This window comes from Bradyrhizobium amphicarpaeae (genome assembly GCF_002266435.3).
Classification (GTDB): domain Bacteria; phylum Pseudomonadota; class Alphaproteobacteria; order Rhizobiales; family Xanthobacteraceae; genus Bradyrhizobium; species Bradyrhizobium amphicarpaeae.
Window position 1 is genome coordinate 975740 of record NZ_CP029426.2, and the last position, 22552, is coordinate 998291.

The following is a 22552-nucleotide window of genomic DNA, read 5'->3' on the forward strand; positions in this document are numbered from 1 at the left end:
TTACGCCTTCGGCTAATCCACCCTACGAAGACAGAGACGAGACCATGAACTTCGACGACACGCCGCAGGAAGCCGAATTCCGTGCCACCGCCCGCGCCTGGATCGGTGCCAATGCGCCCAAGCAATACGAGACCGAGCTACGCAAATCCTCGCTCGGGCGCACGGTCCTCAAGAACGCCAATATTCTGGAAGTCGCAAAGGCCTGGCAAAAGAAGAAGGCGGATGCCGGCTGGGCCTGCCTGCACTGGCCGAAGGAATATGGCGGCCGCGGCTCGTCGCCGATCGAGCGGGTGATCTGGTCGCAGGAAGAAGGGCCGTTCGGCCAGCTCTCCCGCATGTTCATCATCGGACACGGCATGTGCGGGCCGACCATGATGGCGTTCGCGCGCGAGGAGCATAAGCGCACTTATCTGCCACCGCTCGCCTCCGGCGAGAAGGTGTGGTGCCAGCTGTTCTCCGAGCCGGCCGGCGGCTCGGACGTCGCGGGCCTGCGCACGCGCGCGGAGAAGGACGGCGACGACTGGGTCATCAACGGCCAGAAGATCTGGACCTCGGGGGCGCATTATTCCGACTACGGCATTCTGCTCACGCGCACCGATCCTGATGTGCCCAAGCACAAGGGCCTCACCATGTTCTTCCTGGACATGAAGAGCCCCGGCGTCGAGGTGCGGCCGATCAAGCAGGCGAGCGGCGCCTCGGACTTCAACGAAGTCTATTTCACCAATGTCAGGATTCCCGACCATCAGCGCCTCGGCGAGGTCGGCGATGGCTGGAATGTCTCGCTGACCACGCTGATGAACGAGCGCAGCGCGATCGGTGCGGCCGTCTCGACTGGATTTCCTGAATTGTTCGAATACTGCTCCAGCTTGATGCTTGACGACGGCCCGGCGATCGAGGATCGCGCGGTGCGCTCGAAGCTGGCGAACTGGGCGGTGAAGGCGAGCGGGCTGAAATACACCAGCATGCGCGCGATCTCGGCGCTGTCGAAGGGCGAGCGGCCGGGCCCGGAGAATTCCATCGGCAAGCTGGTGGCGGGCTCGATGATCCAGGACGTCGCGACCTACGCGCTGGATTTGCAGGGTGCGAGCGGCGTGGTCAGCGGCGAGGACGCCGAGCTCGCCGGTCGTTTCCAGGCGATGCTGCTGCGCGCGCCCGGCACCCGCGTCGAAGGCGGCACCGACGAGATCATGCGCAACATCATCGCCGAGCGGGTGCTGGGCCTGCCCGGCGATATCAGGGTCGACAAGGACGTGCCGTTCAACAAGATCCCCACCAAGGGAAGATGAGTCCATGTCCCGGACGCGATGCGGCATGTCATGCCGCGTCGCAGAGCCGGGACCCAGAGAGCTACGATGGGCCCCGGCTCTGCAGCGCACCGCTTCGCGCTGTGCAGCGTCCGGGCACGAGAGGAGAGTTCAAAGATGAATTTCGACGACACCCCGCAGGAAGCCGAATTCCGCCTGACCGCGCGCCAATGGATCGCCGCCAACGCGCCCAAGGAGTTCGAGCAGGAGCTGTCCAAATCCTCGCTCGGCCGCATCCGGCTGGCGAAGCACGACATGGTCGATGTCGGCAAGGCCTGGCAGAAGAAGAAGTTCGAAGGCAATTGGGCCTGCCTGCACTGGCCTAAGGAGTATGGCGGTCGAGGTGCGACGCCGATCGAGAAGGTGATCTGGCAGCAGGAGGAGGGCGTCTACGGCAAGCTGACGCAGCCGTTCCAGATCGGCGAGGGCATGTGCGGTCCGACCGTGATGGCGTTCGGCAGCGAGGATGCCAAGCGCAGGTACCTGCCGAAGCTCGCTTCGGGCGAGGAGATCTGGTGCCAGCTGTTTTCCGAGCCGTCCGCCGGCTCCGATGTCGCTGGCCTGCGCACGCGCGCGGAGAAGAAGGGCGACAATTGGATCGTCAACGGCCAGAAGATCTGGACCTCCGGCGCGCATTACTCCGACTACGGCCTCCTGATCGCGCGCACCGATCCGAACGTGCCCAAGCACAAGGGTCTCACCATGTTCTTCCTGGACATGAAGAGCCCCGGCGTCGAGGTCCGGCCGATCAGGCAGGCCAATGGCATGCAGGAGTTCAACGAGGTCTATTTCACCGACGTCGTGATCCCCGACAGCCAGCGGCTAGGCGCCGTCGGCGAGGGTTGGAGCGTGTCGTTGACCACGCTGATGAACGAGCGCATGTCGATCGGCTCGCGCCTTGCGACCGGCGTGCCTGAGATGTTCGAGTTCTGCTCCAATCTGATGCTGGAGGACGGTCTCGCCATCGACGATCCTGCGGTGCGTTCGAAACTCGCGAACTGGGCGGCGAAGTCGAATGGGCTGAAATTTACCAGCTATCGCACCATCTCGGCGCTGTCGAAAGGCGAGCGGCCGGGCCCGGAGAATTCGATCGGCAAGCTGGTGTCGGGCATGATGCTGCAGGATATCGCGACCTACGCCATGGACCTGCAAGGCGCGACCGGTGTTCTCACCGGCACCGACGAGGAGACGGTGCAGGGCCAGTTCCAGCAGATGCTGCTGTCCTCGCCCTCGATGCGCATCGCCGGCGGCACCGACGAGATCCTGCGCAACATCATCGCCGAGCGGGTGCTGGGCCTGCCCGGCGACATCCGAGTCGACAAGGACGTGCCGTACAACAAGATCCCGACCAAGGGCAGATGAAAGACTCTCGTGTCCCGGACGCGCGAAGCGCGAGCCGGGACCCAGGAGCCATGGGCCCCGCCTCTGCGCCGCATCGTGCTGCGTCGCGTCCGGGGCACGAAAGCGAGCTAGGCAATGGACGCAAAAGTGAAACAAAACGACCGCATCGGCGTGCTCGAAGAGCTGCTCAACGAGCGCTACTCCGTCCGCGCCTTCCTGCCGAAAGAGGTCGACCGCGCGACCATCGAACATGTGCTGACGACCGCACAGCGCACGGCGTCCTGGTGCAACAGTCAGCCCTGGCAGGTGATCATCGCCAGTGGCGAAGCCAAGGAGCGTTTCCGCCAGGCGATCTACAAGGAAGCTTCAGGGGGGCTCGGCGACGATTACGACTTCACCCCGCCGCGCGAATATGTCGGCGTCTATCTCGATCGCCGCCGCGAAAGCGGTTTTCAGCTCTACAACACGCTCGGAATCGCCCGTGGTGACAGGAGCGCCTACGCCAGGCAGGCGCTGGAGAACTACAATTTCTTCGGCGCGCCTCATGTCGCCATCATTCACACCAACGAGCCGCTCGGCATCTACGGTGCGATCGATTGCGGCGCCTATGTCTCCAACTTCATGCTGGCTGCGCAGGCGCTCGGGCTCGGCACGATTCCGCAGGCGGCGCTTGCACGGCATTCCGGCCTGATCCGCCGCCACTTCAATCTGCCCGACGATCGCCGCATCGTCTGCGGCATCTCGTTCGGCTACGCTGACAATGCGCACAAGGTCAACAGCTACCGCACCTCGCGCGCGAGCGTCGCTGAAACGGTAACTTTCGCCGACGAGTGATCGAGACGCGTAAGGGCGGCCGCGAGAACGGCCGCCTCTCCGTCGGTTTCGGATCGATTGACGCCGGCCGCTATCCGCCGCTGCCGCCGATCACGGCGCGGATGGTCTCGTCGGGCCCGAAGTCTTCGGCGCCGTCGACATAGAGCAGGGCGGCGAGCTTCGAGCGCGCGCGGTTGACGCGGCTCTTGATCGTGCCGACCGCACAACCGCAGATCGAGGCCGCGTCTTCGTAGGAGAAGCCGGAGGCGCCGACCAGGATCAGCGCTTCACGCTGGTCCTGCGGAAGCTTCTCGAGCGCCGTGCGGAATTCCTCGAATTCGAGATGCGCGTTCTGCGACGGCTGTGTCTTCAGCGTCTTGGCGTAGTTGCCTTCGGCATCCTCGACCTCGCGCCGCCGCTTGCGATAGTCGGAGCGGAAGAGGTTGCGCAGGATCGTGAACAGCCACGCCGGCAGATTGGAGCCGGGCTGGAACGAGTCGATATTGGCGAGGGCGCGGAGCAGCGTCTCCTGGACCAAATCGTCGGCGCGGTCCGCATTGCCGCTAAGTGAAATGGCAAACGCGCGTAAGCTCGGCACGCTCGCGAGGATGTCGTTGCGCAGGGAGTCCGTGAGAGGCATTAATCCCTCCCATTGTTGTTGTCGTTGGATCCGCCCTCTTCGCCCAATTGGGGTGTGGCCCCTGGCGCATCAAGCTTCTTGATCAGTTCGGCGAACCGATCTGGAACCCCCTGTCGCACGACATCGTCGTACATGGCGCGCAATTGATGCCCTATCCGGGATTGTATCTCCGGAGTGAGGCCTCCCTTGCCGGGGGTCGTGCTTCTGCTGGCTTGAGACTTGAGATCTTTCATGACCTGTTCCACGTTTCCCCGAGTTAAGTGACTGTAAAATCGAGAAGTTTTCTCAACCGGGAGCCGTTCCCTGGATAGGCTCAATTCCAGGTTCGATAAAAAGTTCCCGCTCGGGGGGAACTTTTGTTGGGGTGAGGCGTAAACAGTCCAGCAGGGGAACCTGGGCCCCCCTCGATTGACTGGACGTCAAGGTTGGTCCGAATATGAATGGAGTGGGGATGTCCCGTTCACAGCTTGTTGCTGAGCACTTGCCGTTGTTGCGCCGGTACGCGCGCGCCCTGACGGGCAGCCAGGCTTCCGGTGACGCTTATGTCGCAGCCATGTTGGAAGCCATGCTGGGAGATCCGGCAGTGCTCGACGAGAGCCACGGACCGCGCGTCGGCCTGTTCCGGTTGTTCACCCAGATCTGGAATTCGGTCTCCGTCAACGACGATTCCGAGGTGGCGACCCTGCCAATGCCGCCGGAGCGGCGGCTGTCGAACATCACACCGCTGCCGCGGCAGGCCTTCCTGCTGCTCTCGCTGGAGGGATTTTCGGAAGAGGAAGTCGGCTACATCCTCGGTACCGACGTCGCCGAGACCCGGCGGCTTGCGGATGCGGCCGGCCGCGAGATGGCCGCCGAGATTGCCACCGACGTGCTGATCATCGAGGACGAGACCTTCATCGCCATGGACCTCGAGAGCCTGGTGAAGAATCTCGGCCACAATGTCGTCGGCGTCGCGCGCACCCATGCCGATGCGGTCGCACTGGCCAAGAACAAGCGGCCCGGCCTGATCCTCGCCGACATCCAGCTCGCCGACGGCTCGTCGGGCCTCGACGCGGTCAACGAATTGCTCCGCACCTTCGAAGTGCCGGTGGTGTTCATCACCGCGTACCCGGAGCGCTTCCTCACCGGCGAGCGCCCCGAGCCGGCATTCCTGATCTCAAAGCCGTTCCAGCCCGCGATGGTGTCGGCGGTGGCGAGCCAGGCGCTGTTCTTCCAGCGCAACTCGCGCAACCGCGCGCCGAAGGCACCGGCGGCTTAATCGCGCCGGCCATTTGGCGAAACGATCCGATCCGGCGTGCTGCAAGGCACGCCGGATTTTTCATGCCCGACTGCCGTGCTTGACGCGCGCCGGCTTCGCCGCTCATACGTCCTGCAGGGATCCCAGCCGGAGATGTGCCCATGGACCAGCAGTTGCTCGATCGTCTCGCCATCCGCGACCTCGTCGAGAACTGGGCGGTGTGGCGCGATGCCGGTGATTGGGAGCGCTTCGCCACGGTCTGGCACGACGAGGGCTGGATGTCCGCCACCTGGTTTCAGGGGCCGGCGCGGGATTTCATGCGCGTCAGCCAGGAGGGGTTCGCCAGGGGCGTCCGCATCCTGCATTTCCTCGGCGGCACCAGCATCGATCTCGCAGGTGCGCGTGCCATCGCCCAGACCAAGATGACGATCTCGCAGCGCGCCCCGGTGCACGACGTGGTCTGCGATGTCGTCTGTACCGGCCGCTTCTACGATTTCCTGGAAAAACGACAGGACCAATCAGGAATCGGGCGGTGGGGCATCGTCCGTCGCCAGCCGATCTACGAGAAGGACCGGATCGACCCGGTCGATCCCGCAGCAGAGCTCCGCCTCGACCAGAAAGCGCTCGCCGCGCTGCCTGAAGGCTATCGCCACCTCGCCTACATGCAGGAGCTGATCGGCTACAGGGTCAAGCGCGACATGCCGGGCCTGATCGGTCCCGAGGTCGAGAAGCTCTATGGCGAAGGGCGGGCGTGGCTGGCGGGGAAAGCGCACGCCGCAAAAAAGTAAGGCGCGACTGGCATCACCACAGTCGCGCCCTACGTCGCCGGCTTATGGGGCAGGGGGGAATAGCCGGCTGTCAGGATGACTCCCACCCCCGCGAGACGTTCCCCCCTGTGCGAAATATTTTGCGCACGCCGTCGCGCGTATTGCACACGGTTAAGTGATCGTATCTGCCGAGAACCCCTGATCCTCCCCCGACGTTGTTCCCGCGATCGCCATGGGGCGAGGGATCGACAGCCATGTCACAGATTTACAAAGCATTTTTCGGTGCCGCCGCGATCACATTCGCGCTCGGCGCTGCGCAGTTGGCCTCCGGCCACGATCTGGCCGACCGTTGGCAGAGTGTCGCCGACAAAGCCGATCAGCCCGGCCACAACATCAACCGCTCCGGAAAGTCAGACCGGCTCGCTGAGATCAAGCAGGGAGTTCCCACCCGCACCGTCTCCATGCGGCTGAACGACCTTCCAGCGACGTCGGTGCTGCTCCGGGTCCCCGCAGTGATCGAGTCCGGCAGCGCCAAGCCGCCGGCGCTGCTCCAGACCCCCAAGGCACGCAACCGCCCGACGGTCGCCTGCGAGCCGATGGTCAGCTCGCTGACCGAGGTAGCAAAGCTGCTCCAGCCTGGCCGTTGCGTGACCTGATCCGCCGGGCCACCGGGTAGATTGCTCTCCCCGCCCGAGGACGATTGTTCACGTCCACTTGATCCCCCGTACGCTCGCGTTATATCCCGGGTTTCTTCCCTTCGTTTTGACCGGGTAAACGCATGACGACGTCAGATACGGCTGTGCATACACAGCCTTTCCAGGCCGAGGTTTCCGAGCTGCTACACCTGATGGTGCACTCCGTCTATTCGGAGACCGATATCTTCCTGCGCGAGCTCGTCTCCAACGCCTCGGACGCCTGCGACAAGCTGCGCTACGAGGCGATCGCAACCCCGGCGCTGCTGGGTGAGGGCGACGCGCTCAAGATCCGCATCATCCCGAACAAGGCGGCCAATACGCTCACGATCGCCGACAACGGCATCGGCATGGAGCGGCAGGAGCTGATCGACCATCTCGGCACCATCGCCCGCTCCGGCACCAAGGCGTTCGTGTCGAAGCTGAAGGAGGCCAAGGACGGTCTCGGCCTGATCGGCCAGTTCGGTGTCGGCTTCTATTCCGCCTTCATGGTCGCCGACAGGATCGTCGTGGTCAGCCGCCGCGCCGGCGAGAGCGACGTCTGGACCTGGACGTCCTCCGGCGGCTCGGGCTTCGAGATCGCCCGTGCCAGCGACGAGGACGCGGCGCGCGTGACGCGTGGCACCGAGATCGTCCTGCATCTGAAAGACGACGCCAGGAAATATCTCGAGGCCTTCGAGATCGAACGCATCATCGGTGCCTATTCCGACAACATCCTGTTCCCGATCGAGCTGGTGCCGGAAGAAGGTGAGCCCCGCCAGATCAATTCGGCCAGCGCGCTGTGGCAACGCTCGAAATCCGAGCTGACGGCGGACGACTACAAGAAGGCCTATCAGCAGATCGCATCCGCCTTCGACGATCCCGCGATGACGCTGCATTACCGCGCCGAGGGCCGCTACTCTTACGCCGTGTTGCTGTTCGCGCCCTCGACGAAGCCGTTCGACCTGTTCGAGCCGAACCGCAAGGGGCGGGTGAAGCTCTACGTCCGCCGCGTCTTCATCACCGATGATGCCGACCTGCTGCCGGGCTATTTGCGCTTCATCCGCGGCGTCGTCGACAGTGAGGATCTGCCGCTCAACATCTCCCGCGAGATGCTGCAGAACAATCCGCAGCTGGCGCAGATCCGCAAGGCCGTGGCGACCCGGGTCGTGTCGGAGCTCGAAAGCCTGGCCGAGAAGGATCCGGAGAATTTTGCCAGGATCTGGGACGCCTTCGGTGCGGTGCTGAAGGAGGGCATTTACGAGGATTTCGAGCGCCGCGAAAAGCTGCTGGCACTGTCGCGCTTCACAACGACCGCAGGCGAGAAGCGGTCGCTGAAGCAAGTCATCGCCGATTTCAAGCCGAACCAGACCGAGATCTATTATCTCGTCGGCGACAGCATCGAGCGGCTGAAATCCAATCCGCGGCTGGAGGCTGCGACCGCGCGGGGCATCGAGGTGCTGCTGCTGTCCGATCCCGTCGATGCGTTCTGGACCTCGATGCCGTCGGATTTCGACGGCAAGCCGCTGAAGTCGCTGAGCCAGGGCGATCTCAATCTCGACCTGATTCCACGCGTCGACAACAGCGATGAGGCAAAGAAGGACGAGCCGGAGGCCGATGAAGCGGCCACCATCGCCGTCATCAAGGCCGCGCTCGGCGAGCGCGTCAGCGACGTCAAGGCCTCGACGCGCCTCACCAGCTCGGCGTCCTGCCTCGTTGCCGACAGCCAGGGCCCGAGCCGCGAGCTCGAGCGCATCCTGTCGCAGCAGAACCGCGGCATGAAGACCAGGCCGATCCTGGAGATCAATCTGCGCCATCCGATGGTGGGCGCGATCACCAAGGCGCAAGCCGGCTCGAAGGCGGTCGACGATCTCAGCCTGCTGCTGCTCGAGCAGGCGCAGATCCTGGACGGTGAGTTGCCGGAGGATCCGGCCGCGTTTGCGGCGAGGCTTAACCGGCTGGTGTTGCAGGGGCTCGGCGCCTAGCGCCGCGGTCCCCGGCACTCACCTTGCCGTCACCTGCTCCCAGGAACAGTCGCCGCCGGCCTCGTGTTATGCCATAGCAGGCCATCGGCATCAGCCGATGCCGTCGATTCGAGGATGAAGTCCATGCGCTTGCCGATTCTGACTCTCACCGCGATTGCCACGCTGTTCGTCGCGGCGGATGCCAGCGCCCAGACCTATGATCCGCGCTACCCGGTGTGCATGCACGTCTATACGCCCGGCGGCTTCGGCGGTGGCGGCGGCGACTATTTCGACTGCTCCTTCACCTCGCTTCCGCAGTGCCGTGCGACTGCGTCGGGCCGCTCGGCCAGCTGCGACGTCAACCCCTACTACCGCTTCGACCAGCCGCCGCAGCAGCCGCGCCGGCGTCACAAGAAACAGCATTGACGATCCACGATGCAGGGTATCGGAACACAGTTCATGCGCTTCTCGTTCGGCCTGATCATGATCGCCGGCTCGCTGCTCACGCCGACGTCCTCGCATGCGCAGACCTTTGATCCGCGGTACCCCGTCTGCATGCACGTTTATTCAGGTGCGAACGGGGGAGGTGGGGAGTGGTACGACTGCTCCTTCACCTCGTTGCCGCAGTGCCGCGCCACGGCGTCGGGCCGCTCCGCAACCTGCGATCTCAACCCGTATTATCCGGTCCACGCGCCGGCATCGTACCATTCCCGCAAGCCGCGCGTCCGTTAGCCTTTGGGCTCCCGTCGGCGACGATGGTTGAGCCAGGTCAACGTTTGCATCTGCGTCCTCGGGCACTCTCGGCGCGCAGTCCGACGTCAGGAGTCCGGCATCATGCCGGCCCCTCAGATCGGGCGGATGACGCGAGGAGATTTCCATGAACAGGTGCACCCTTACGGCGCTCGTCGGCTCGACCCTTGTCATGATCGCCGTCCAGCCGGCCCGCGCAGACGTGATCGCGCGCTACGAATGCAGCCTTGCGGGCTTCTTCACCCAGGAACCGATTGGCGACCGTCCCGATCATAATCTGGTGGCGCAGGACTATGTCTGCGTCGGCGTCGAGGGATTGCTGAAAGGCGCGGTCTATTCCGCCTCGAATGTCGTCGAGTGGGACGGCCCCAAGGCGACCATGGTGATGGGTGGCGGCGTGCACCGCATTCCCGGCGGACGCCTGGTGACGCAGCTGACCCAAGGCTCCGCCCAGGCCGTGATGAAGGACGGCAAGGCCGTTGGGGTCGAATCCTCGGGCAAGGGAATCGTCAAATTCGCATCCGGCCCGTTAGCCGGCTTGAACGGCAAGACGGTCGGATTCGTCACGAAGCCGATCAATCCGATCCGGTTCAATCTCGAATTCACGGCGGAGTGAGGCCGCGCGATGCGCTGCGATCGCGCGTGGTCTGCGCTACGGGGATGCGCTATTCCTTCCTGATCCCCGACAGCTCGACCACCTTGCGCCAGCGGTCGGTCTCGTCGGTCAGCATGCCGCCGAACTCACTGGCGTTGCCGTGCAACGGGATGGCGCCGAGCTCGGCGATACGGGCCTTGATCGCGGGATCGGACAGCGCAGCATCGATCTCGCGATTGAGCAGGTCGACGATCTCGCGCGGCGTGTCGTGCGGGGCGCCGACGCCGTAGAACGAGCTCGTCTCATAGCCGGGCAGCGTGTCGGCGATGGGAGGCACGTCGGGCAGGATCTCGGAGCGCTCGCGCGTGGTGATGCCGAGCGCGCGCAATTTGCCGGCGCGCACCAGCTCGAAGGACGAGGTGACGTTGTCGAACATGCCCTGGATCTGGCCGCTCATCACGTCAGTCAGGCCCGGTGCCGAGCCGCGATAGGGGACGTGAGTGAACTGCACGCCGGCCATCGACTTGAACAATTCGCCCGAGAGGTGCAGCGAGGTGCCGATGCCCGAGGAGGCGATCGATATCTTGCCGGGATTGGCCTTGGCGTAGGCGATGAAGTCGGCGACGGTCTTGACCGGCAGGTCGTTGTTGACGACCAGCACCAGCGGAATTCGCGCGACGCCGGCGACCGGCGCGATGCTCTTGGCGAAATCATACGGCAGTGCCGGATCGAACGAGGCATTGATCGCGTTCGCGGTCGAGGTCAGCAGCAGGGTGTAGCCGTCGGGTGCCGAGGTGATCACGGCCTGTGTCCCGATATTGCTGCCGGCACCCGGCTTGTTCTCGACCACGAAGGTCTGGCCGAGCCGGTCGGACAGACGCTGGCAAAGCAGTCGCGACAGCACGTCGGTGGCGCCGCCCGGCGCATAAGGCACCACCCACTTCACGCTGTGCGAGGGATAGGAGGGGTTGCCGAGGGCAAAAGCGCGCGGCGCGGCGAGCGCGGCTGCGGCACAGGCGGCGGTCTGAAGGAAATGTCGTCTGGTGATCATGGTCTGCATCCCATTCTCGCTTTGCTATCGCAAGAATCGTGCAACCGCGCACGCCGATCCCATCGGCTTGGTAAAGGATCGCTAGAGTTAATCGCGTCCTAACCGGGTTTTACCTTGTCTCTTAACACCTGGGCAGGGCGCGCGGGCTAAGCTTGGGAGAAAAGCAGACAGCCCCGAAGGCATGGACGGTATGACGACCGGTATCATCGAGCGCCCGAAAGCCGCGCGTGCGCCTTCGGCTTCAAGGATCTGGCTGAAGGCCATCGAGCTCACCGCACGGGTCGAAGCGCTGCCGGGACGTCTGTTCGCCGACGTCATCGACGATTGGGCGCAGCGCCAGCCCGACCGCGTCGCGCTGATCACGGACGACGCAAGTCTCGACTACGAAGGCCTGTCGAAGCGCATCAACCGCTACGCGCGCTGGGCACGCTCGGCCGGCGTGGCCAAGGGTGATACGGTCGCCTTGATCATGCCGAACGGCATCGACTATGTCGCGGCCTGGCTCGGCATCAGCCGGATCGGCGGCGTGGCGGCGCTGCTCAACACCAAGCTGGTGGGACCCTCGCTCGCGCATTGCCTCGACGTCGCAAGGCCCTCGCATATCATCCTTGCGCATGAGCTGACGGCGATGCTGGAGAGCGCAACGCCGCATCTGAAGACGCAGGCCAAAGTCTGGACCCATGGAGATGCCCGCAGCGAGCGCGCCATCGACGTTGCGCTTGCGGCTATGGACGACGCGCCCCTGTCGCCTGAGGAGCGCGGTGAGATCACCATCGATGATCGTGCGCTGCTGATCTACACCTCGGGCACGACAGGCCTGCCGAAGGCCGCCAGCATCAGTCACCGCCGCATTCTCAATTGGGGCTTCTGGTTCGCCGGCCTCACCGGTGCGGACCCGCATGACCGGCTCTACGATTGCCTGCCGCTATTCCACTCGGTCGGCGGCATCGTCGCGCCGTGCAGCATGCTCGCCGCCGGCGGCTCGGTGGTGATCGCGGAGAAATTCTCGGCCTCGCATTTCTGGTCCGATATCGTGCGGCATGATTGCACGCTGTTTCAATATATCGGCGAGCTCTGCCGTTATCTGCTCAAGGCGGCGCCCTCGGAATATGAGAACCGGCATCGTCTTCGCCTCGTCTGCGGCAATGGCCTGCGCGGCGATATCTGGGAAGACTTTCAGGCGCGTTTTGCCATTCCGCGCATCCTCGAATTCTATGCGGCAACGGAAGGCAATTTCTCGCTGTTCAACGTCGAGGGACAGCCGGGCGCCATCGGGCGCATCCCGCCGCTGCTGGCGCATCGCTTTCCTGCCAATCTCGTCAAGCTCGACCCCGACAGCGGCGCGCCGCTGCGCAACGAAGAGGGCTTTTGCATCGCCTGCGCCCGCGGTGAGGCCGGCGAGGCCGTAGGCCGCATCGGCACCGCCGATGAAGGCGGCGGCCGCTTCGAGGGCTACACCGATGCAGGCGAGACCGAGAAGAAGGTTCTTCGCGATGTCTTTGCCAGGGGCGATGCCTGGTTTCGCACGGGCGATCTGATGCGGATCGACGACAAGGGCTTCTTTCATTTCGTCGATCGGATCGGGGACACGTTCCGCTGGAAAGGCGAGAACGTGGCGACCTCGGAGGTGAACGACGCGATGCGCGACTTTGCCGGCGTGGTCGACGCCACCACTTACGGCGTCAGCATCCCCGGCGCCGACGGCCGCGCCGGCATGAGCGCGATCGTCGTCAACGAGGGCTTCGACATCGAGGCGTTGCCCGCACATCTGGCCCAGCGCTTGCCTGCCTATGCGCACCCCGTCTTCATCCGCATCTCCAGCGAGATCGATGCGACCGAGACATTCAAGCAGAAGAAGGGCGATCTGGCACGGGAAGGCTTCGATCCCGGCGCGATCTCCGATCCGCTGTTCATGGCAGACCCGAAGTCCGGGACCTATGTGGCGCTCGATACGGAGGCCCATGCGCGGATCGTGGACGGCTCGATCAGGCTGTGAATCCTGCCAAAATCCGCAGATAGGTCCAATTTTATCTGAATTGTCCAAGAAGCCATTTACTTCTGTCGGGTAAACAAGCGGCCATGGGGAGGCGGCCAGCAAGAGCCGCCGCAACACCAACGATAACGAAGAGCGAGCCAGCCATGTCGGTAAGGTCTAAGGTCATCGACGCGATCCAGCAGATCGCCAAAGAGCAGCACGTCACGCTTCCCGCACTCTCGGACGATCTGTCGTTGCACGAGACGGGCTTCGACTCGCTCGCCTTCGCCATTCTGGTTGCGCGCCTCGAGGACGAGACCGGCGTCGACCCCTTCACCATTTCCGAGGACGCAGCATTTCCCGCGACGGTGGGTGATTTCGTGCGGGCCTACGAAAATGTCCCCGCGTGAGATCTTTGCGCTTCGCGACCATCTCGGCGCGGAGCTGACCGGCCGTACGCTGTCCGACGCGCGCACCTGCGTGTCGCTGACCGATGTCCTGTCGCAGACGGTCCTGGGCGGCCGTCTGCGCGAATTGTCCGGCCGCTCCGTGCTGCTCAAATTGTCCGATCAACTGCGGTCGGGCCTTGCGATGATCGAGCTCGACGGCATCGCCCGTCGTATGCTGCTGTGCCCGCCCGATCTCAATCCGGCGCATCTGGAGGCCTTGATCGCCGATGCCGGAATAGATGCCGTCGTGACCGACGAGCCCGATCGCTGGGCCGGCACAGGCGTCCCGCTCATCGTCACCGCGCAATTGCCGCTCGAAGCCGCCGCGCCGGTCAAGACCGAACGCGCGACGGAATGGCTGATGCTGACGTCGGGCACCTCCGGCGTGCAGAAGATCGTCGGCCACACGCTGGATGCACTGACCGGTGCGATCGTTGCCGAAGGCCCTGCGCGGGGACCTGCGCCGGTCTGGGCAACCTTCTACGATATCCGCCGCTATGGCGGCCTGCAGATATTCCTCCGCGCCGTCCTCTCGGGCGGCTCGATGGTGCTGTCGGACCCGCACGAGGCGCTCGGCGATCACGTCGCGCGGCTGAAGGCACGCGGGGTCTCGCACATCTCCGGCACTCCCTCGCACTGGCGCAAGCTCCTGATGAGCGGCTCGGCCGCGCAGTTCACACCGGGTTACGTCCGCCTCTCCGGCGAAATCGCCGACCAGGCGGTGCTCGACGGGTTGAAGGCGGCGTTCCCCAATTCCTCCGTCGGTCATGCCTATGCCTCCACCGAAGCCGGCGTCGGCTTTGCCGTCAATGACGGTCTGGAAGGCTTTCCGGCCGACTATCTCGGCAATCGCAATGGCGTCGAGATGAAAGTGGTCGACGGTTCGCTCCGTATCCGTTCGACGCGTACCGCGCATGCCTATGTCGGCCGCAATGCCGCCGCGCTCACCGATGACGATGGATTCGTCGACAGCGGCGACATCGTCGAGCTGCGCGGTGAGCGCTACTATTTCGTCGGCCGCCGCGGCGGCATCATCAATATCGGTGGGCTGAAGGTCCACCCCGAAGAGATCGAGGCGGTCATCAACGGCCATCCCGGTGTGCGGATGTCGCAGGCCAAATCGCGCAAGAGCCCGATCACCGGCGGCATCGTCGTCGCCGATGTGATCCTCACTGAGGGCACCGATCCCGCCCGCGCGAAGGAGATCCGCGACCAGATCCTGGAGCGGTGCCGCGCGCAGCTTGCGTCTCACAAGGTGCCGGCGGTGATTCGCTTCGTCGACGCACTCGACGTCACTCCTGCCGGAAAACTGGCGCGCACCGATGCATAACGTTCTGGTCACCGGCGGCAGCCGCGGCATCGGTCTTGCGATCGGCAGACGCCTCGTCGGCGCCGGCTACAACGTGATCGCGGCGGCGCGGCGCGAGAGCGACGAGCTCAAGGCGGCGATTGCCGAGTCGGGTGGGCGCCTGCATTTCCGCGCCTGTGATCTCGCCGTGATCGACGCCATTCCGGCTTTTGCAAAACTCGTGCGCGATGAATTCGGCCCGACCTATGGTCTCGTCAACAATGCCGGCCTCGGCACCGAAGGCCTGCTCGCCACCATGCACAATTCCGAGATCGAGGCGCTGGTGCAGCTCAACGTGCTGTCGCCGATCATCCTCACCAAATACGTCGCGCGGCAGATGATGGCCGACGGCGCCGGCCGCATCATCAACATCTCCTCGATCATTGCGACCACCGGCTACAACGGCTTGTCCGTCTATGGCGCGACCAAGGCGGCGGCCACCGGCTTCACCCGCTCGCTGGCGCGCGAGGTCGGCAAGCTCGGCATCACTGTGAACGCGATCGCGCCGGGCTTCATCGACACCGAGCTCACGCACAACCTGTCCGACGAGGCGCGCAAGCGCATCGCCAGCCGCAGCGCGCTGCGCCGCCTGCCGGAAACGGACGACGTCGCGCGCATGGTGGAATATCTGCTCGGGGAGGGCGGCCGCAACGTGACAGGGACCGTGTTCACCATCGATGCGGGAAACACGGCGTAAGCGGAACTCCGCAGCCACAATTGAATTGATCCGGCACAATGACATTCAACCGGATTTGGTCGTAAGATGCCCCGCAATCGATTGGGTTACGTCAATCGATCTGCCCTTATCGACAGGGAGCAGTCCATGACCATGCCCAGCGTAACCGCTTCAGGTCAGGGCCGGACGGAGCAATCTCGCGGCAAGCCGGGCGACGTCCGTTGCCCGCCGATGACGCATCAGAATTCCGGTGATCACGGCCACGAGATGTATCCGCAGCAATTCGTACGTCTGGTCGGTTGCCACGATACGTCTCTCGATAGCTTACGCAAGCGCCAGGACGAGAAGCTGCACTAGCGTCTCACGTCCGGTGTTTCGGCGGGTCCTTCAGCAGGTCGATTCGCTCGTGTGAAAATTCCGGCGGCCCTTCGGTAAGGCGGCGGATGCGACGCTCGCGTTCCTCGGCCGGCAATGCCGGATCGAGCAGCGTCTCGATCTCGTGGACTGCGATCTCTTCGATCCTGGTGGCGTCCGATGCGATCGGGTGCACCAAGGAGAGGACCGGGGGCGCCATCTTCAAGCCCAGCTCGATCAGCTTGCAGATCGCATCCGAGCGGGGCAGCTGATGTGCCTCAGCCCAGGCATCGACGGCTGCCGTCAGTCTTTCGGGCATCTTCACCGCGCTGATCGGGTCGATGCCCGTGCGCCGGCGGACCGGAGAGGCGGAGTCCTTGCTGTCGAAGTCGGACACTTCGATCATCCCATGCAACCGATTAAGTTGAGAACGATAGCCGCTCTTCCCGGCCAGCCGCTTGATGCCGATCAATGACACGCTGCGGCATTGCAACGCGGCCTCATTCCTGTTGGTGCCGTATCTTGTTGTTGTCCTGACCCGTTTCGGCCAATGATTGCAAGGGGCCGCCGGCCGGCGAACCCGGATCGATCTCGCACCGTATTTGTTTCGCATTCCAACCATCCGGCATCCCCGATGACCTCAGGCGAATCCTTCTATTCCGGCATTCCGGTCTTCCGGGGCTTTACCAGCCTGATGGACCCGGCGCTCTATGCGCCGCTCCCGGACGATTGGAGCATCGGCGTTGCCGACATCGTCGATTCCACCAAGGCGATCGCGGCGCAGCGCTACAAGGCGGTGAACATGGCCGGCGCCGCCGTGATTGCGGCGGTGACGAACGCATTGGAAGGACGCGAATTCCCCTTCGCGTTCGGCGGCGACGGTGCCAGCTTTGCGGTTGCGCCGGGCGATCTCGAACCCGCCCGGGCGGCGCTGGCGGCAACCGCGACCTGGGTGCGGGAAGATCTCGATCTGACGATGCGCGTCGCGCTGGTGCCGGTCACCGCCATCCGCGCGCAGGGCCTCGACGTGCGCGTTGCGCGCTTCGGTCCGTCGGCGAACCTGTCCTATGCGATGTTCTCGGGCGGCGGGCTCGCCTTCGCCGACGCCGCGATGAAGCGCGGCGAGTTTGCCGTGCCGGAAGCTCCGGCGGGCACGCAGCCCGATCTTTCGGGCCTGTCCTGCCGCTTCGAGGTGATACCGGCCTCGCGTGGGCTGATCCTGTCGGTGCTGGTGATGCCGGGGCGCAGCGCCGATCCGCACGCCTTCCGCAAGGTGATCGAGGACATCATCCACCTCGTCGAACGCAGCCCGGACGGTGCGCGTCCGGTGCCGGCGCAAGGGCCGCCGCTGAAATGGCCGCCGCAGGGGCTGGAATACGAGGCCCGCACCAGGCGCGGTGGTCCGCTGCTTGCGCGACGTGCCACCGTGCTGGCCTACACCTTGTTCATCTATCTGGTCATGCGCTTCGACCTCAACGTCGGCGGCTTCGTGCCGAAGGCCTACAAGCGCCAGGTGGTCGAGAACTCGGACTTCAGGAAATATGACGACGGCCTTCGCATGATCCTCGACTGCACGCCGCAGCTCGAACGCGCGCTGAGCGATCGTCTGGCGGCGGCTGCGCGCGAGGGCATCGTGCGCTACGGTCTCCATCAGCAGGACGCCGCCATGATGACCTGCTTCACGCCGTCGGCGCTGCGCAGCGATCATGTCCATTTCATCGACGGAGCACGAGGCGGCTACGCCTCGGCGGCGACGGCGTTGAAGGCGATGATGGCGTGACAACCACGTTCGTGCCCCGGACGCAGCGCAGCGTGAAACGGTGCGCTGCAGAGCCGGGGCCCATCGCAGTTTGGGTCCCGGCTCTGCGCAGCAGCGCAAGCGCCGCAGCGCGTCCGGGACACGAGACCTGTTACCGCCCCGCCCGCGTCCAGGTCTCGCCGCCGCAGAGTGCGCCGACGCAGCCTTCGACCCGCAGCGAATCCGCTCCGGTCACGGTGACGTTGCTGGCATAGGTGCTGCCGTCGTCGGCATTGTAAATCTGGCCGGACCATTTGCTAGGACCGGACGGCTGCATGCCGCTGAACAGCGGCAAGCCGATCATCGGGCGCCGGGCGAGTTCGCGATTGGGATTCTTGCTGTCGGTGGCGGGCTGGCCGGTCGCGGTGTCGTAGGGCTCGCGCAGCCAGACGACGTGGCCGCAAATGCCGCCGCCACACTTGCCGATCTTGACGCGCGCATCGCCTGCCTGGGTGAGCCATGTCCCGTCGGCGCTCTGCGCATACGCGGCCGGCGCCCCGAGCAGCGCGGCGAGAAGGACGATGAGAGCGGCGAATCTGGAAGTCATGGAAGAGGCCCCGAAAATGGAGCGCCTCAATAGCAGCCCGGCGGGATACTGCAACGCCGGCAAGAATCACATTCTTGCGTTCACTTGCCTGCGTTCATGACCTGCGATCATTTGTCCCAGCGGGCGAAGGTGACCGAGGCCGCAGTCGACAGGCCGAACACCGCCATGGCGCCGCCGACCAGCGCGAACAAGGTCCAGGCCGGCGCCTGCGCCGTCATCAGGCCTACGCCGCCGATGGCGACGATCAGGAGCCGCGCGGTGGAAGCGAGCACGGGGCCGCCGACGCGCGCGGCGCCTTGCGAGGAGAAGTAGAGCGACACGCCGATGCCGAAGAACACGAAGGTCGGGCCGGCCCAGTGGAAATAGCTGTGCGCGGCGGCGGTGACGCCGGCATCCCGCGTGAACAGTGCGACCCACAGCGATGGAGCGAGCGCCACAGCGAGCCCGATGAGGCCGACCGCCAATCCGGAAGCTGCAGCGGCGGTCCAGGCCACACGCCGGGCGCGCTTCACCTGTCCGGCGCCCATCGCCATGCCGACCATCGGCACCGAGGCGATGCCGAAGGCAAAGGTGATCGGGATCAGCAGAAATTCCAGCCGCGAGCCGATGCCGTAGCCGGCCAGCATCTCGGTGCCGAACGTCGCCAGGATCTTGGTGAAGATCAAAATGGTGAGCACGGTCTGGAGCGGCGACAGGCATGCCACCGCACCAACCTTGAGGATGTCCAGGAACATCGCGCGCTCGAAATGAAACGCGCGAAGATTCAGCGGCAGCCGGCTGCGGCCGGACGCGAGATACCACAGGAAGAAGATCGCGGCGCAGGTGAACGCAATCAACTGGCCGCTGGCGACGCCCGGCATGCCGAAGGCCTTCACGCCGAACAGGCCGAGCCCCAACGTGCCGCCGAGCGCGATCTGCAGCACGCTCGCCCCGATCAGAGTCATCGAGGGCAGGCGCATGTCGCCGGTGCCGCGGATCACCGAGGCGAGCGTATTGACGAGCCAGATCGCGACCGCGCCGGAGAACAGCACCTGCGAATAGCCGCTGGCTTCCTCGAGCACGCGATCGCGGCCGCCGAGCAGGGTGAAGAACGAGCGGCCGAAGACGAGCATCATCACCGTGAAGAACAGCCCGCCGCAGAGGCCGATGATGGCGGCATGCAGCGCCAGCGTCGCGGCGCGGTCGCGATCCCCGGCGCCGAGCGCGCGGCTGATCGCGGACGAAACGCCGCCGCCCATCGCGCCCGCGCTCATCATCTGCGTCAGCATCGCGAACGGAAACACCAGCGCGATCGCGGCGAGCGGAATGGTGCCGAGCCGGCCGATATAGGAGGTCTCGGCAATCGCAACCAGCGTGCTGCCGACCATCGCGATCATGTTGGGGATCGCGAGCCGAAGCAGCGTCGGCAGGATCGGCGCGGTCAGCAGGCTGGCGATCGGGGAGGCGACCGGCGCAAGCGGCGGAACGGCGTCTAGGGGGGCGTCGATCGTCATCTGTCACCGGGCGGAATATTGGATGATGACCGACATACTAATGGGTGCGCGATATCTCCACCACCCCTTACCGTGCAGGGCTCACCAGGGCAGGCCGCAGAGGTCGATGGTGCCCAGCGTCGGCGCGCGGACAATGTTGAAGACGTAGGGCGCCATGTCGGTGAAACGGATCCGCCCCTCCGGCTGCTCGCAATAGACCTCGCCCTTGAAGGGCAGCCAGCTGCGGGTCTCGTAGAACGAGAAATTGTGCGGTTCGCAGAACAGCAGCGCGAAGCGGACGGCCTCGTTGGCGCGCATGGTATGAACCGCCGCGTCGATCGCCACGGTCGCATAGCCGCGGCCGCGCCGGTCCTCGCGGGTGCAGACCCCGCCGATGCCTCCGATATGGACCTTCTGCCCATTCCAGATGACCGTGCGGAAATAGATGCCGACATGACAGACGAGGCCGTCCTCGGGCGTCTCGATCAGTACGCGCAGATCGGCATTGGCCCATTTGACGTGAGCCCAGGGCTTGTCTGCGACCTGTTCCGGCCCCCAGACCGCCTGATGCAGCGGCTCCGCGATTTTCCACGAGGCGTCGCCGTTCAAAATGTCGATCTCGATGCTCATGGCTCTGTCTCTCGCAACGCGGCTGTGCGGTCCATTCGTTCTGTCATAACCGCTTCAAAGGCAATGAGATTTTGCGGCCGCCGAGCGGGTCTGACGTCCCTCGGTGCGGCGAAGTTGTGCAATCCGGCCAAGCCGCCGCGTCGCGCGTTTTAGCAATTCTGAGGTATTTAACGGCCGGGGAACCTTCTATAAGAGTCCCCGTTAATCCAGTTCCCCATCAGTCGCGGACAACATCCCATGACCTTCACGCTGCCCCCCCTCCCTTACGCCTATGACGCCCTCGGCCAGTTCATGTCGAAGGAGACGCTGGAATTCCACCACGACAAGCATCATCAGGCCTACGTCACCAACGGCAACAACGCGCTCAAGGGCACCGAATGGGAAGGCAAGCCCCTTGAAGAGATCGTCAAGGGCTCGTTCGGCAAGAACCCCGCGGTGTTCAACAATGCCGGCCAGCACTACAACCACATCCACTTCTGGAGCTGGATGAAGCCCAATGGCGGCGGCACCAAGCTGCCGGGCAAGATCGAGAAGAAGATCAACGAAGACCTCGGCGGCTTCGAGAAGTTCAAGACCGACTTCCAGGCGGCCGGCGTCGGCCAGTTCGGCTCCGGCTGGTGCTGGCTCCAGGTCAAGAACGGCAAGCTCGAGATCTCCAAGACCCCGAACGGCGAGAATCCGCTGGTGCACGGCGCCACCCCGATCCTCGGCTGCGACGTCTGGGAGCACTCCTACTACATCGACTACCGCAACCGCCGCCCGGATTATCTCAAGGCGTTCGTCGAGAACCTCGTGAACTGGGAATACGTCGAGTCGCTGTTCGAGAAGGCCTGATGATGTCATTCCGGGGCTCGGTGCTGACGCGCCGCCCCGGAATGACGAAACAAGGGCGGTCGCTCGCGCGGCCGCCTTTTTGCTGTGCGGAATGCCCTGCGTGTTGCGCGCATAGGTCTGTCATCACACCGTTTGCATCGGGGGAACACCGCCCTTAATCAGGACGGCGTCACCCTCGAGCCTCTCCACACCATTTGTCAGAACCTTCACCGAAGAACCCGGCGCCTGTCGAGGACGCGGAGTCCGAGCCGCGGCCGGGGCGGGTGCGTAAGCCGATCGGCTGGTCGACGATCATCATTGCCGCGCTGGTGGCGGTGAGCGCGGCGCTGGTCTGGCGGCGCGACGGCACCGACGGCGTCCTCGACATTCTGACCCACGACCTCTCGCTGTTCTCAGGCATCCTGCCGCGCGTGCTCGCCGGCTGCCTGCTTGGCGCTTTCATCTCGGAGATCCTCCCGCACGAAAAGGTCTCGCGCTCACTCGGGCCGAAGTCCGGGCTGACGGGCCTTCTGATCGGCACCGCCTTCGGCGCGATCCTGCCGGGCGGCCCCTTCACCGCCTATCCGGTGGCGAGCGCGCTGCTCGCGGTTGGCGCCGATTTCGGCGCCACCATTGCCATGGTCGTGAGCTGGACCCTGATCGGCTATGGCCGGGCGGTGGCCTGGGAAATCCCGATCATGGGCACCGATTTCACGCTGTGGCGGATTCTGATCTCGCTGCCGCTGCCGATCCTCGCGGGGGCCCTCGGCCGCTTCGTCTATGTCCGGCTCTATCCGCATCCCGGGCCGAAGGACTACGAGACTTGAGCGCCGCGCTTTTCATCGACATCCTGTTGTGGGGCTCGGTGTTCGGCGTCGGCCTGATCGCCTTTCGCCGCGGTCCGCCGGTGTTCAAGGCCTCGCTGCGCGAAGGTTCGATGGACTTCATCAACATCGTGCCGCGGATCGCGTTGGGGGTGATCGGCTCCGGCTACATCGCCGCCATCATCCCGCAGGAGGTGATCACCGGCTGGCTCGGCCCGGACAGTGGCTGGCTGGGTGTCGCAACCGCCGTGATCGCCGGCGCGGCCACGCCCGGCGGCCCGGTGATCGGCTTCTCCATCGGCACGGTGGCCCTGAAGTCGGGTGGCGGGGTGCCGCAGGTCGTCGCTTATGTCGTCGCCTGGGCCCTGTTTGCCTTCCAGCGGGTGATCCTGTGGGAAATCCCGTTCATGCCGGCCCGTTTCGTCTGGTTCCGCTGCGCGGTCTCGGTGCCATTTCCGTTCGTGGCAGCCGCCATCGCGATGGTGATCGGCAAGCCCTGAGCACGGCGTGGACAGAGGTAATGTTATAATATA

At 64.7% G+C, this 22552-nt stretch carries 26 protein-coding genes; 19 read left to right on the forward strand and 7 right to left on the reverse strand.

All coding sequences use genetic code 11. The annotated features are described in order from the left end of the window. Positions 1-44 precede the first annotated feature (44 nt). From CIT40_RS04755 to CIT40_RS04765, 3 genes are all read left to right on the forward strand, one after another. Positions 45-1286 carry an acyl-CoA dehydrogenase gene (locus tag CIT40_RS04755; protein ID WP_094895958.1) on the forward strand — a complete coding sequence of 414 codons (1242 nt, stop codon included), beginning with the start codon at positions 45-47 and terminating at the stop codon, positions 1284-1286. Between the two features lie 135 nt (positions 1287-1421). Further along, positions 1422-2666 carry an acyl-CoA dehydrogenase gene (locus CIT40_RS04760; protein WP_094895959.1) on the forward strand — a complete coding sequence of 415 codons (1245 nt, stop codon included), beginning with the start codon at positions 1422-1424 and terminating at the stop codon, positions 2664-2666. Between the two features lie 114 nt (positions 2667-2780). Further along, entirely contained in the window at positions 2781-3479 is a 699-nt protein-coding gene (locus CIT40_RS04765; RefSeq protein WP_094895960.1) for a nitroreductase, read from the forward strand. Positions 3480-3549: 70 nt separating this feature from the next. Here CIT40_RS04765 and CIT40_RS04770 read toward each other — a convergent pair whose 3' ends face one another. Beyond that, positions 3550-4098, reverse strand: a complete 549-nt coding sequence (locus CIT40_RS04770) for a sigma-70 family RNA polymerase sigma factor (protein WP_094895961.1) — start codon at positions 4096-4098, stop codon at positions 3550-3552. Next, positions 4098-4331, reverse strand: coding sequence for a NepR family anti-sigma factor (locus tag CIT40_RS04775; protein WP_162307351.1), 234 nt, complete (start codon positions 4329-4331; stop codon positions 4098-4100). Before CIT40_RS04775 ends, CIT40_RS04770 begins: the two co-directional genes overlap by 1 nt. Before the next feature lie 218 nt (positions 4332-4549). Between CIT40_RS04775 and CIT40_RS04780 the strand changes: the two genes are divergently transcribed. From CIT40_RS04780 to CIT40_RS04810, 7 genes are all read left to right on the forward strand, one after another. Then, on the forward strand, positions 4550-5356 hold the full coding sequence (locus CIT40_RS04780) for a response regulator (protein WP_162307352.1): 807 nt from the start codon (positions 4550-4552) through the stop codon (positions 5354-5356). A gap of 140 nt (positions 5357-5496) precedes the next feature. Next, entirely contained in the window at positions 5497-6123 is a 627-nt protein-coding gene (locus tag CIT40_RS04785; protein ID WP_094895964.1) for a nuclear transport factor 2 family protein, read from the forward strand. Between the two features lie 233 nt (positions 6124-6356). After that, positions 6357-6758 (forward strand): hypothetical protein, encoded by a 402-nt coding sequence (locus CIT40_RS04790; protein ID WP_094895965.1) that lies wholly within the window; start codon positions 6357-6359, stop codon positions 6756-6758. A 122-nt stretch (positions 6759-6880) separates the two neighbouring features. Further along, positions 6881-8758 (forward strand): molecular chaperone HtpG, encoded by a 1878-nt coding sequence (gene htpG, locus CIT40_RS04795; protein WP_094895966.1) that lies wholly within the window; start codon positions 6881-6883, stop codon positions 8756-8758. 123 nt (positions 8759-8881) lie between these two features. Further along, on the forward strand, positions 8882-9163 hold the full coding sequence (locus CIT40_RS04800; protein ID WP_094896031.1) for a DUF3551 domain-containing protein: 282 nt from the start codon (positions 8882-8884) through the stop codon (positions 9161-9163). A 33-nt stretch (positions 9164-9196) separates the two neighbouring features. After that, entirely contained in the window at positions 9197-9469 is a 273-nt protein-coding gene (locus CIT40_RS04805; RefSeq protein ID WP_094896032.1) for a DUF3551 domain-containing protein, read from the forward strand. 145 nt (positions 9470-9614) lie between these two features. After that, positions 9615-10103, forward strand: coding sequence for a hypothetical protein (locus tag CIT40_RS04810; protein WP_094895967.1), 489 nt, complete (start codon positions 9615-9617; stop codon positions 10101-10103). 49 nt (positions 10104-10152) lie between these two features. Here CIT40_RS04810 and CIT40_RS04815 read toward each other — a convergent pair whose 3' ends face one another. Further along, entirely contained in the window at positions 10153-11133 is a 981-nt protein-coding gene (locus CIT40_RS04815; RefSeq protein WP_094896033.1) for a Bug family tripartite tricarboxylate transporter substrate binding protein, read from the reverse strand. 181 nt (positions 11134-11314) lie between these two features. On the opposite strand from CIT40_RS04815, the gene CIT40_RS04820 reads away from it, so the two are divergent. The 5 genes from CIT40_RS04820 to CIT40_RS04840 all read left to right on the forward strand — a co-directional run bounded on the left by CIT40_RS04820 (position 11315) and on the right by CIT40_RS04840 (position 15938). Further along, positions 11315-13129 (forward strand): long-chain-acyl-CoA synthetase, encoded by a 1815-nt coding sequence (locus CIT40_RS04820; RefSeq protein ID WP_094895968.1) that lies wholly within the window; start codon positions 11315-11317, stop codon positions 13127-13129. Positions 13130-13272: 143 nt separating this feature from the next. Then, positions 13273-13518, forward strand: coding sequence for an acyl carrier protein (locus tag CIT40_RS04825; protein WP_008543699.1), 246 nt, complete (start codon positions 13273-13275; stop codon positions 13516-13518). Continuing rightward, positions 13505-14887, forward strand: coding sequence for a class I adenylate-forming enzyme family protein (locus tag CIT40_RS04830; RefSeq protein WP_162307353.1), 1383 nt, complete (start codon positions 13505-13507; stop codon positions 14885-14887). Before CIT40_RS04825 ends, CIT40_RS04830 begins: the two co-directional genes overlap by 14 nt. Further along, the gene (locus CIT40_RS04835) at positions 14880-15602 is read left to right on the forward strand and encodes an SDR family NAD(P)-dependent oxidoreductase (protein ID WP_094895970.1); all 723 of its coding nucleotides are present in this window, start codon (positions 14880-14882) and stop codon (positions 15600-15602) included. The genes CIT40_RS04830 and CIT40_RS04835 overlap by 8 nt, the downstream gene beginning before the upstream one ends. 126 nt (positions 15603-15728) lie before the next feature. Further along, on the forward strand, positions 15729-15938 hold the full coding sequence (locus CIT40_RS04840; RefSeq protein ID WP_094896034.1) for a hypothetical protein: 210 nt from the start codon (positions 15729-15731) through the stop codon (positions 15936-15938). 4 nt (positions 15939-15942) lie between these two features. Here the strand turns inward: CIT40_RS04840 and CIT40_RS04845 are convergent, their stop codons facing one another. Then, on the reverse strand, positions 15943-16341 hold the full coding sequence (locus CIT40_RS04845) for a hypothetical protein (protein ID WP_094896035.1): 399 nt from the start codon (positions 16339-16341) through the stop codon (positions 15943-15945). A gap of 228 nt (positions 16342-16569) precedes the next feature. On the opposite strand from CIT40_RS04845, the gene CIT40_RS04850 reads away from it, so the two are divergent. Beyond that, on the forward strand, positions 16570-17715 hold the full coding sequence (locus CIT40_RS04850; RefSeq protein WP_094895971.1) for a DUF3095 domain-containing protein: 1146 nt from the start codon (positions 16570-16572) through the stop codon (positions 17713-17715). A gap of 130 nt (positions 17716-17845) precedes the next feature. On the opposite strand, the gene CIT40_RS04855 is transcribed toward CIT40_RS04850, so the two are convergent. The 3 genes from CIT40_RS04855 to CIT40_RS04865 all read right to left on the reverse strand — a co-directional run bounded on the left by CIT40_RS04855 (position 17846) and on the right by CIT40_RS04865 (position 20382). Next, on the reverse strand, positions 17846-18280 hold the full coding sequence (locus tag CIT40_RS04855) for a DUF2147 domain-containing protein (protein ID WP_094895972.1): 435 nt from the start codon (positions 18278-18280) through the stop codon (positions 17846-17848). Positions 18281-18387: 107 nt separating this feature from the next. Next, complete coding sequence (locus CIT40_RS04860; RefSeq protein WP_094895973.1) at positions 18388-19773, reverse strand: MATE family efflux transporter; 1386 nt, start codon at positions 19771-19773, stop codon at positions 18388-18390. Between the two features lie 81 nt (positions 19774-19854). Then, positions 19855-20382: a GNAT family N-acetyltransferase gene (locus CIT40_RS04865; RefSeq protein WP_094895974.1), complete on the reverse strand. Its 528-nt coding sequence runs from the start codon at positions 20380-20382 to the stop codon at positions 19855-19857. A 237-nt stretch (positions 20383-20619) separates the two neighbouring features. On the opposite strand from CIT40_RS04865, the gene CIT40_RS04870 reads away from it, so the two are divergent. From CIT40_RS04870 to CIT40_RS04880, 3 genes are all read left to right on the forward strand, one after another. Then, a complete protein-coding gene (locus tag CIT40_RS04870; protein ID WP_094895975.1) occupies positions 20620-21216 on the forward strand; it encodes a superoxide dismutase in 597 nt (198 codons plus the stop codon). Between the two features lie 194 nt (positions 21217-21410). After that, positions 21411-22022 (forward strand): permease, encoded by a 612-nt coding sequence (locus tag CIT40_RS04875; protein ID WP_094895976.1) that lies wholly within the window; start codon positions 21411-21413, stop codon positions 22020-22022. Beyond that, positions 22019-22519, forward strand: a complete 501-nt coding sequence (locus CIT40_RS04880) for a hypothetical protein (RefSeq protein WP_094895977.1) — start codon at positions 22019-22021, stop codon at positions 22517-22519. The genes CIT40_RS04875 and CIT40_RS04880 overlap by 4 nt, the downstream gene beginning before the upstream one ends. Positions 22520-22552 lie beyond the last annotated feature (33 nt).

Coding starts and splice junctions, on each gene's coding strand:
- CIT40_RS04770 (WP_094895961.1), bottom strand. CDS start 4,098: ATGCCTCTCACGGACTCCCTGCGCAACGACATCCTCGCGAGCGTGCCG.
- CIT40_RS04805 (WP_094896032.1), top strand. CDS start 9,197: ATGCGCTTCTCGTTCGGCCTGATCATGATCGCCGGCTCGCTGCTCACG.
- CIT40_RS04755 (WP_094895958.1), top strand. CDS start 45: ATGAACTTCGACGACACGCCGCAGGAAGCCGAATTCCGTGCCACCGCC.
- CIT40_RS04785 (WP_094895964.1), top strand. CDS start 5,497: ATGGACCAGCAGTTGCTCGATCGTCTCGCCATCCGCGACCTCGTCGAG.
- CIT40_RS04870 (WP_094895975.1), top strand. CDS start 20,620: ATGACCTTCACGCTGCCCCCCCTCCCTTACGCCTATGACGCCCTCGGC.
- CIT40_RS04760 (WP_094895959.1), top strand. CDS start 1,422: ATGAATTTCGACGACACCCCGCAGGAAGCCGAATTCCGCCTGACCGCG.
- CIT40_RS04830 (WP_162307353.1), top strand. CDS start 13,505: ATGTCCCCGCGTGAGATCTTTGCGCTTCGCGACCATCTCGGCGCGGAG.
- CIT40_RS04840 (WP_094896034.1), top strand. CDS start 15,729: ATGACCATGCCCAGCGTAACCGCTTCAGGTCAGGGCCGGACGGAGCAA.
- CIT40_RS04845 (WP_094896035.1), bottom strand. CDS start 16,341: ATGATCGAAGTGTCCGACTTCGACAGCAAGGACTCCGCCTCTCCGGTC.
- CIT40_RS04860 (WP_094895973.1), bottom strand. CDS start 19,773: ATGACGATCGACGCCCCCCTAGACGCCGTTCCGCCGCTTGCGCCGGTC.
- CIT40_RS04810 (WP_094895967.1), top strand. CDS start 9,615: ATGAACAGGTGCACCCTTACGGCGCTCGTCGGCTCGACCCTTGTCATG.
- CIT40_RS04780 (WP_162307352.1), top strand. CDS start 4,550: ATGTCCCGTTCACAGCTTGTTGCTGAGCACTTGCCGTTGTTGCGCCGG.
- htpG (WP_094895966.1), top strand. CDS start 6,881: ATGACGACGTCAGATACGGCTGTGCATACACAGCCTTTCCAGGCCGAG.
- CIT40_RS04815 (WP_094896033.1), bottom strand. CDS start 11,133: ATGATCACCAGACGACATTTCCTTCAGACCGCCGCCTGTGCCGCAGCC.
- CIT40_RS04765 (WP_094895960.1), top strand. CDS start 2,781: ATGGACGCAAAAGTGAAACAAAACGACCGCATCGGCGTGCTCGAAGAG.
- CIT40_RS04820 (WP_094895968.1), top strand. CDS start 11,315: ATGGACGGTATGACGACCGGTATCATCGAGCGCCCGAAAGCCGCGCGT.
- CIT40_RS04775 (WP_162307351.1), bottom strand. CDS start 4,331: ATGAAAGATCTCAAGTCTCAAGCCAGCAGAAGCACGACCCCCGGCAAG.
- CIT40_RS04835 (WP_094895970.1), top strand. CDS start 14,880: ATGCATAACGTTCTGGTCACCGGCGGCAGCCGCGGCATCGGTCTTGCG.
- CIT40_RS04855 (WP_094895972.1), bottom strand. CDS start 18,280: ATGACTTCCAGATTCGCCGCTCTCATCGTCCTTCTCGCCGCGCTGCTC.
- CIT40_RS04825 (WP_008543699.1), top strand. CDS start 13,273: ATGTCGGTAAGGTCTAAGGTCATCGACGCGATCCAGCAGATCGCCAAA.
- CIT40_RS04790 (WP_094895965.1), top strand. CDS start 6,357: ATGTCACAGATTTACAAAGCATTTTTCGGTGCCGCCGCGATCACATTC.
- CIT40_RS04850 (WP_094895971.1), top strand. CDS start 16,570: ATGACCTCAGGCGAATCCTTCTATTCCGGCATTCCGGTCTTCCGGGGC.
- CIT40_RS04865 (WP_094895974.1), bottom strand. CDS start 20,382: ATGAGCATCGAGATCGACATTTTGAACGGCGACGCCTCGTGGAAAATC.
- CIT40_RS04800 (WP_094896031.1), top strand. CDS start 8,882: ATGCGCTTGCCGATTCTGACTCTCACCGCGATTGCCACGCTGTTCGTC.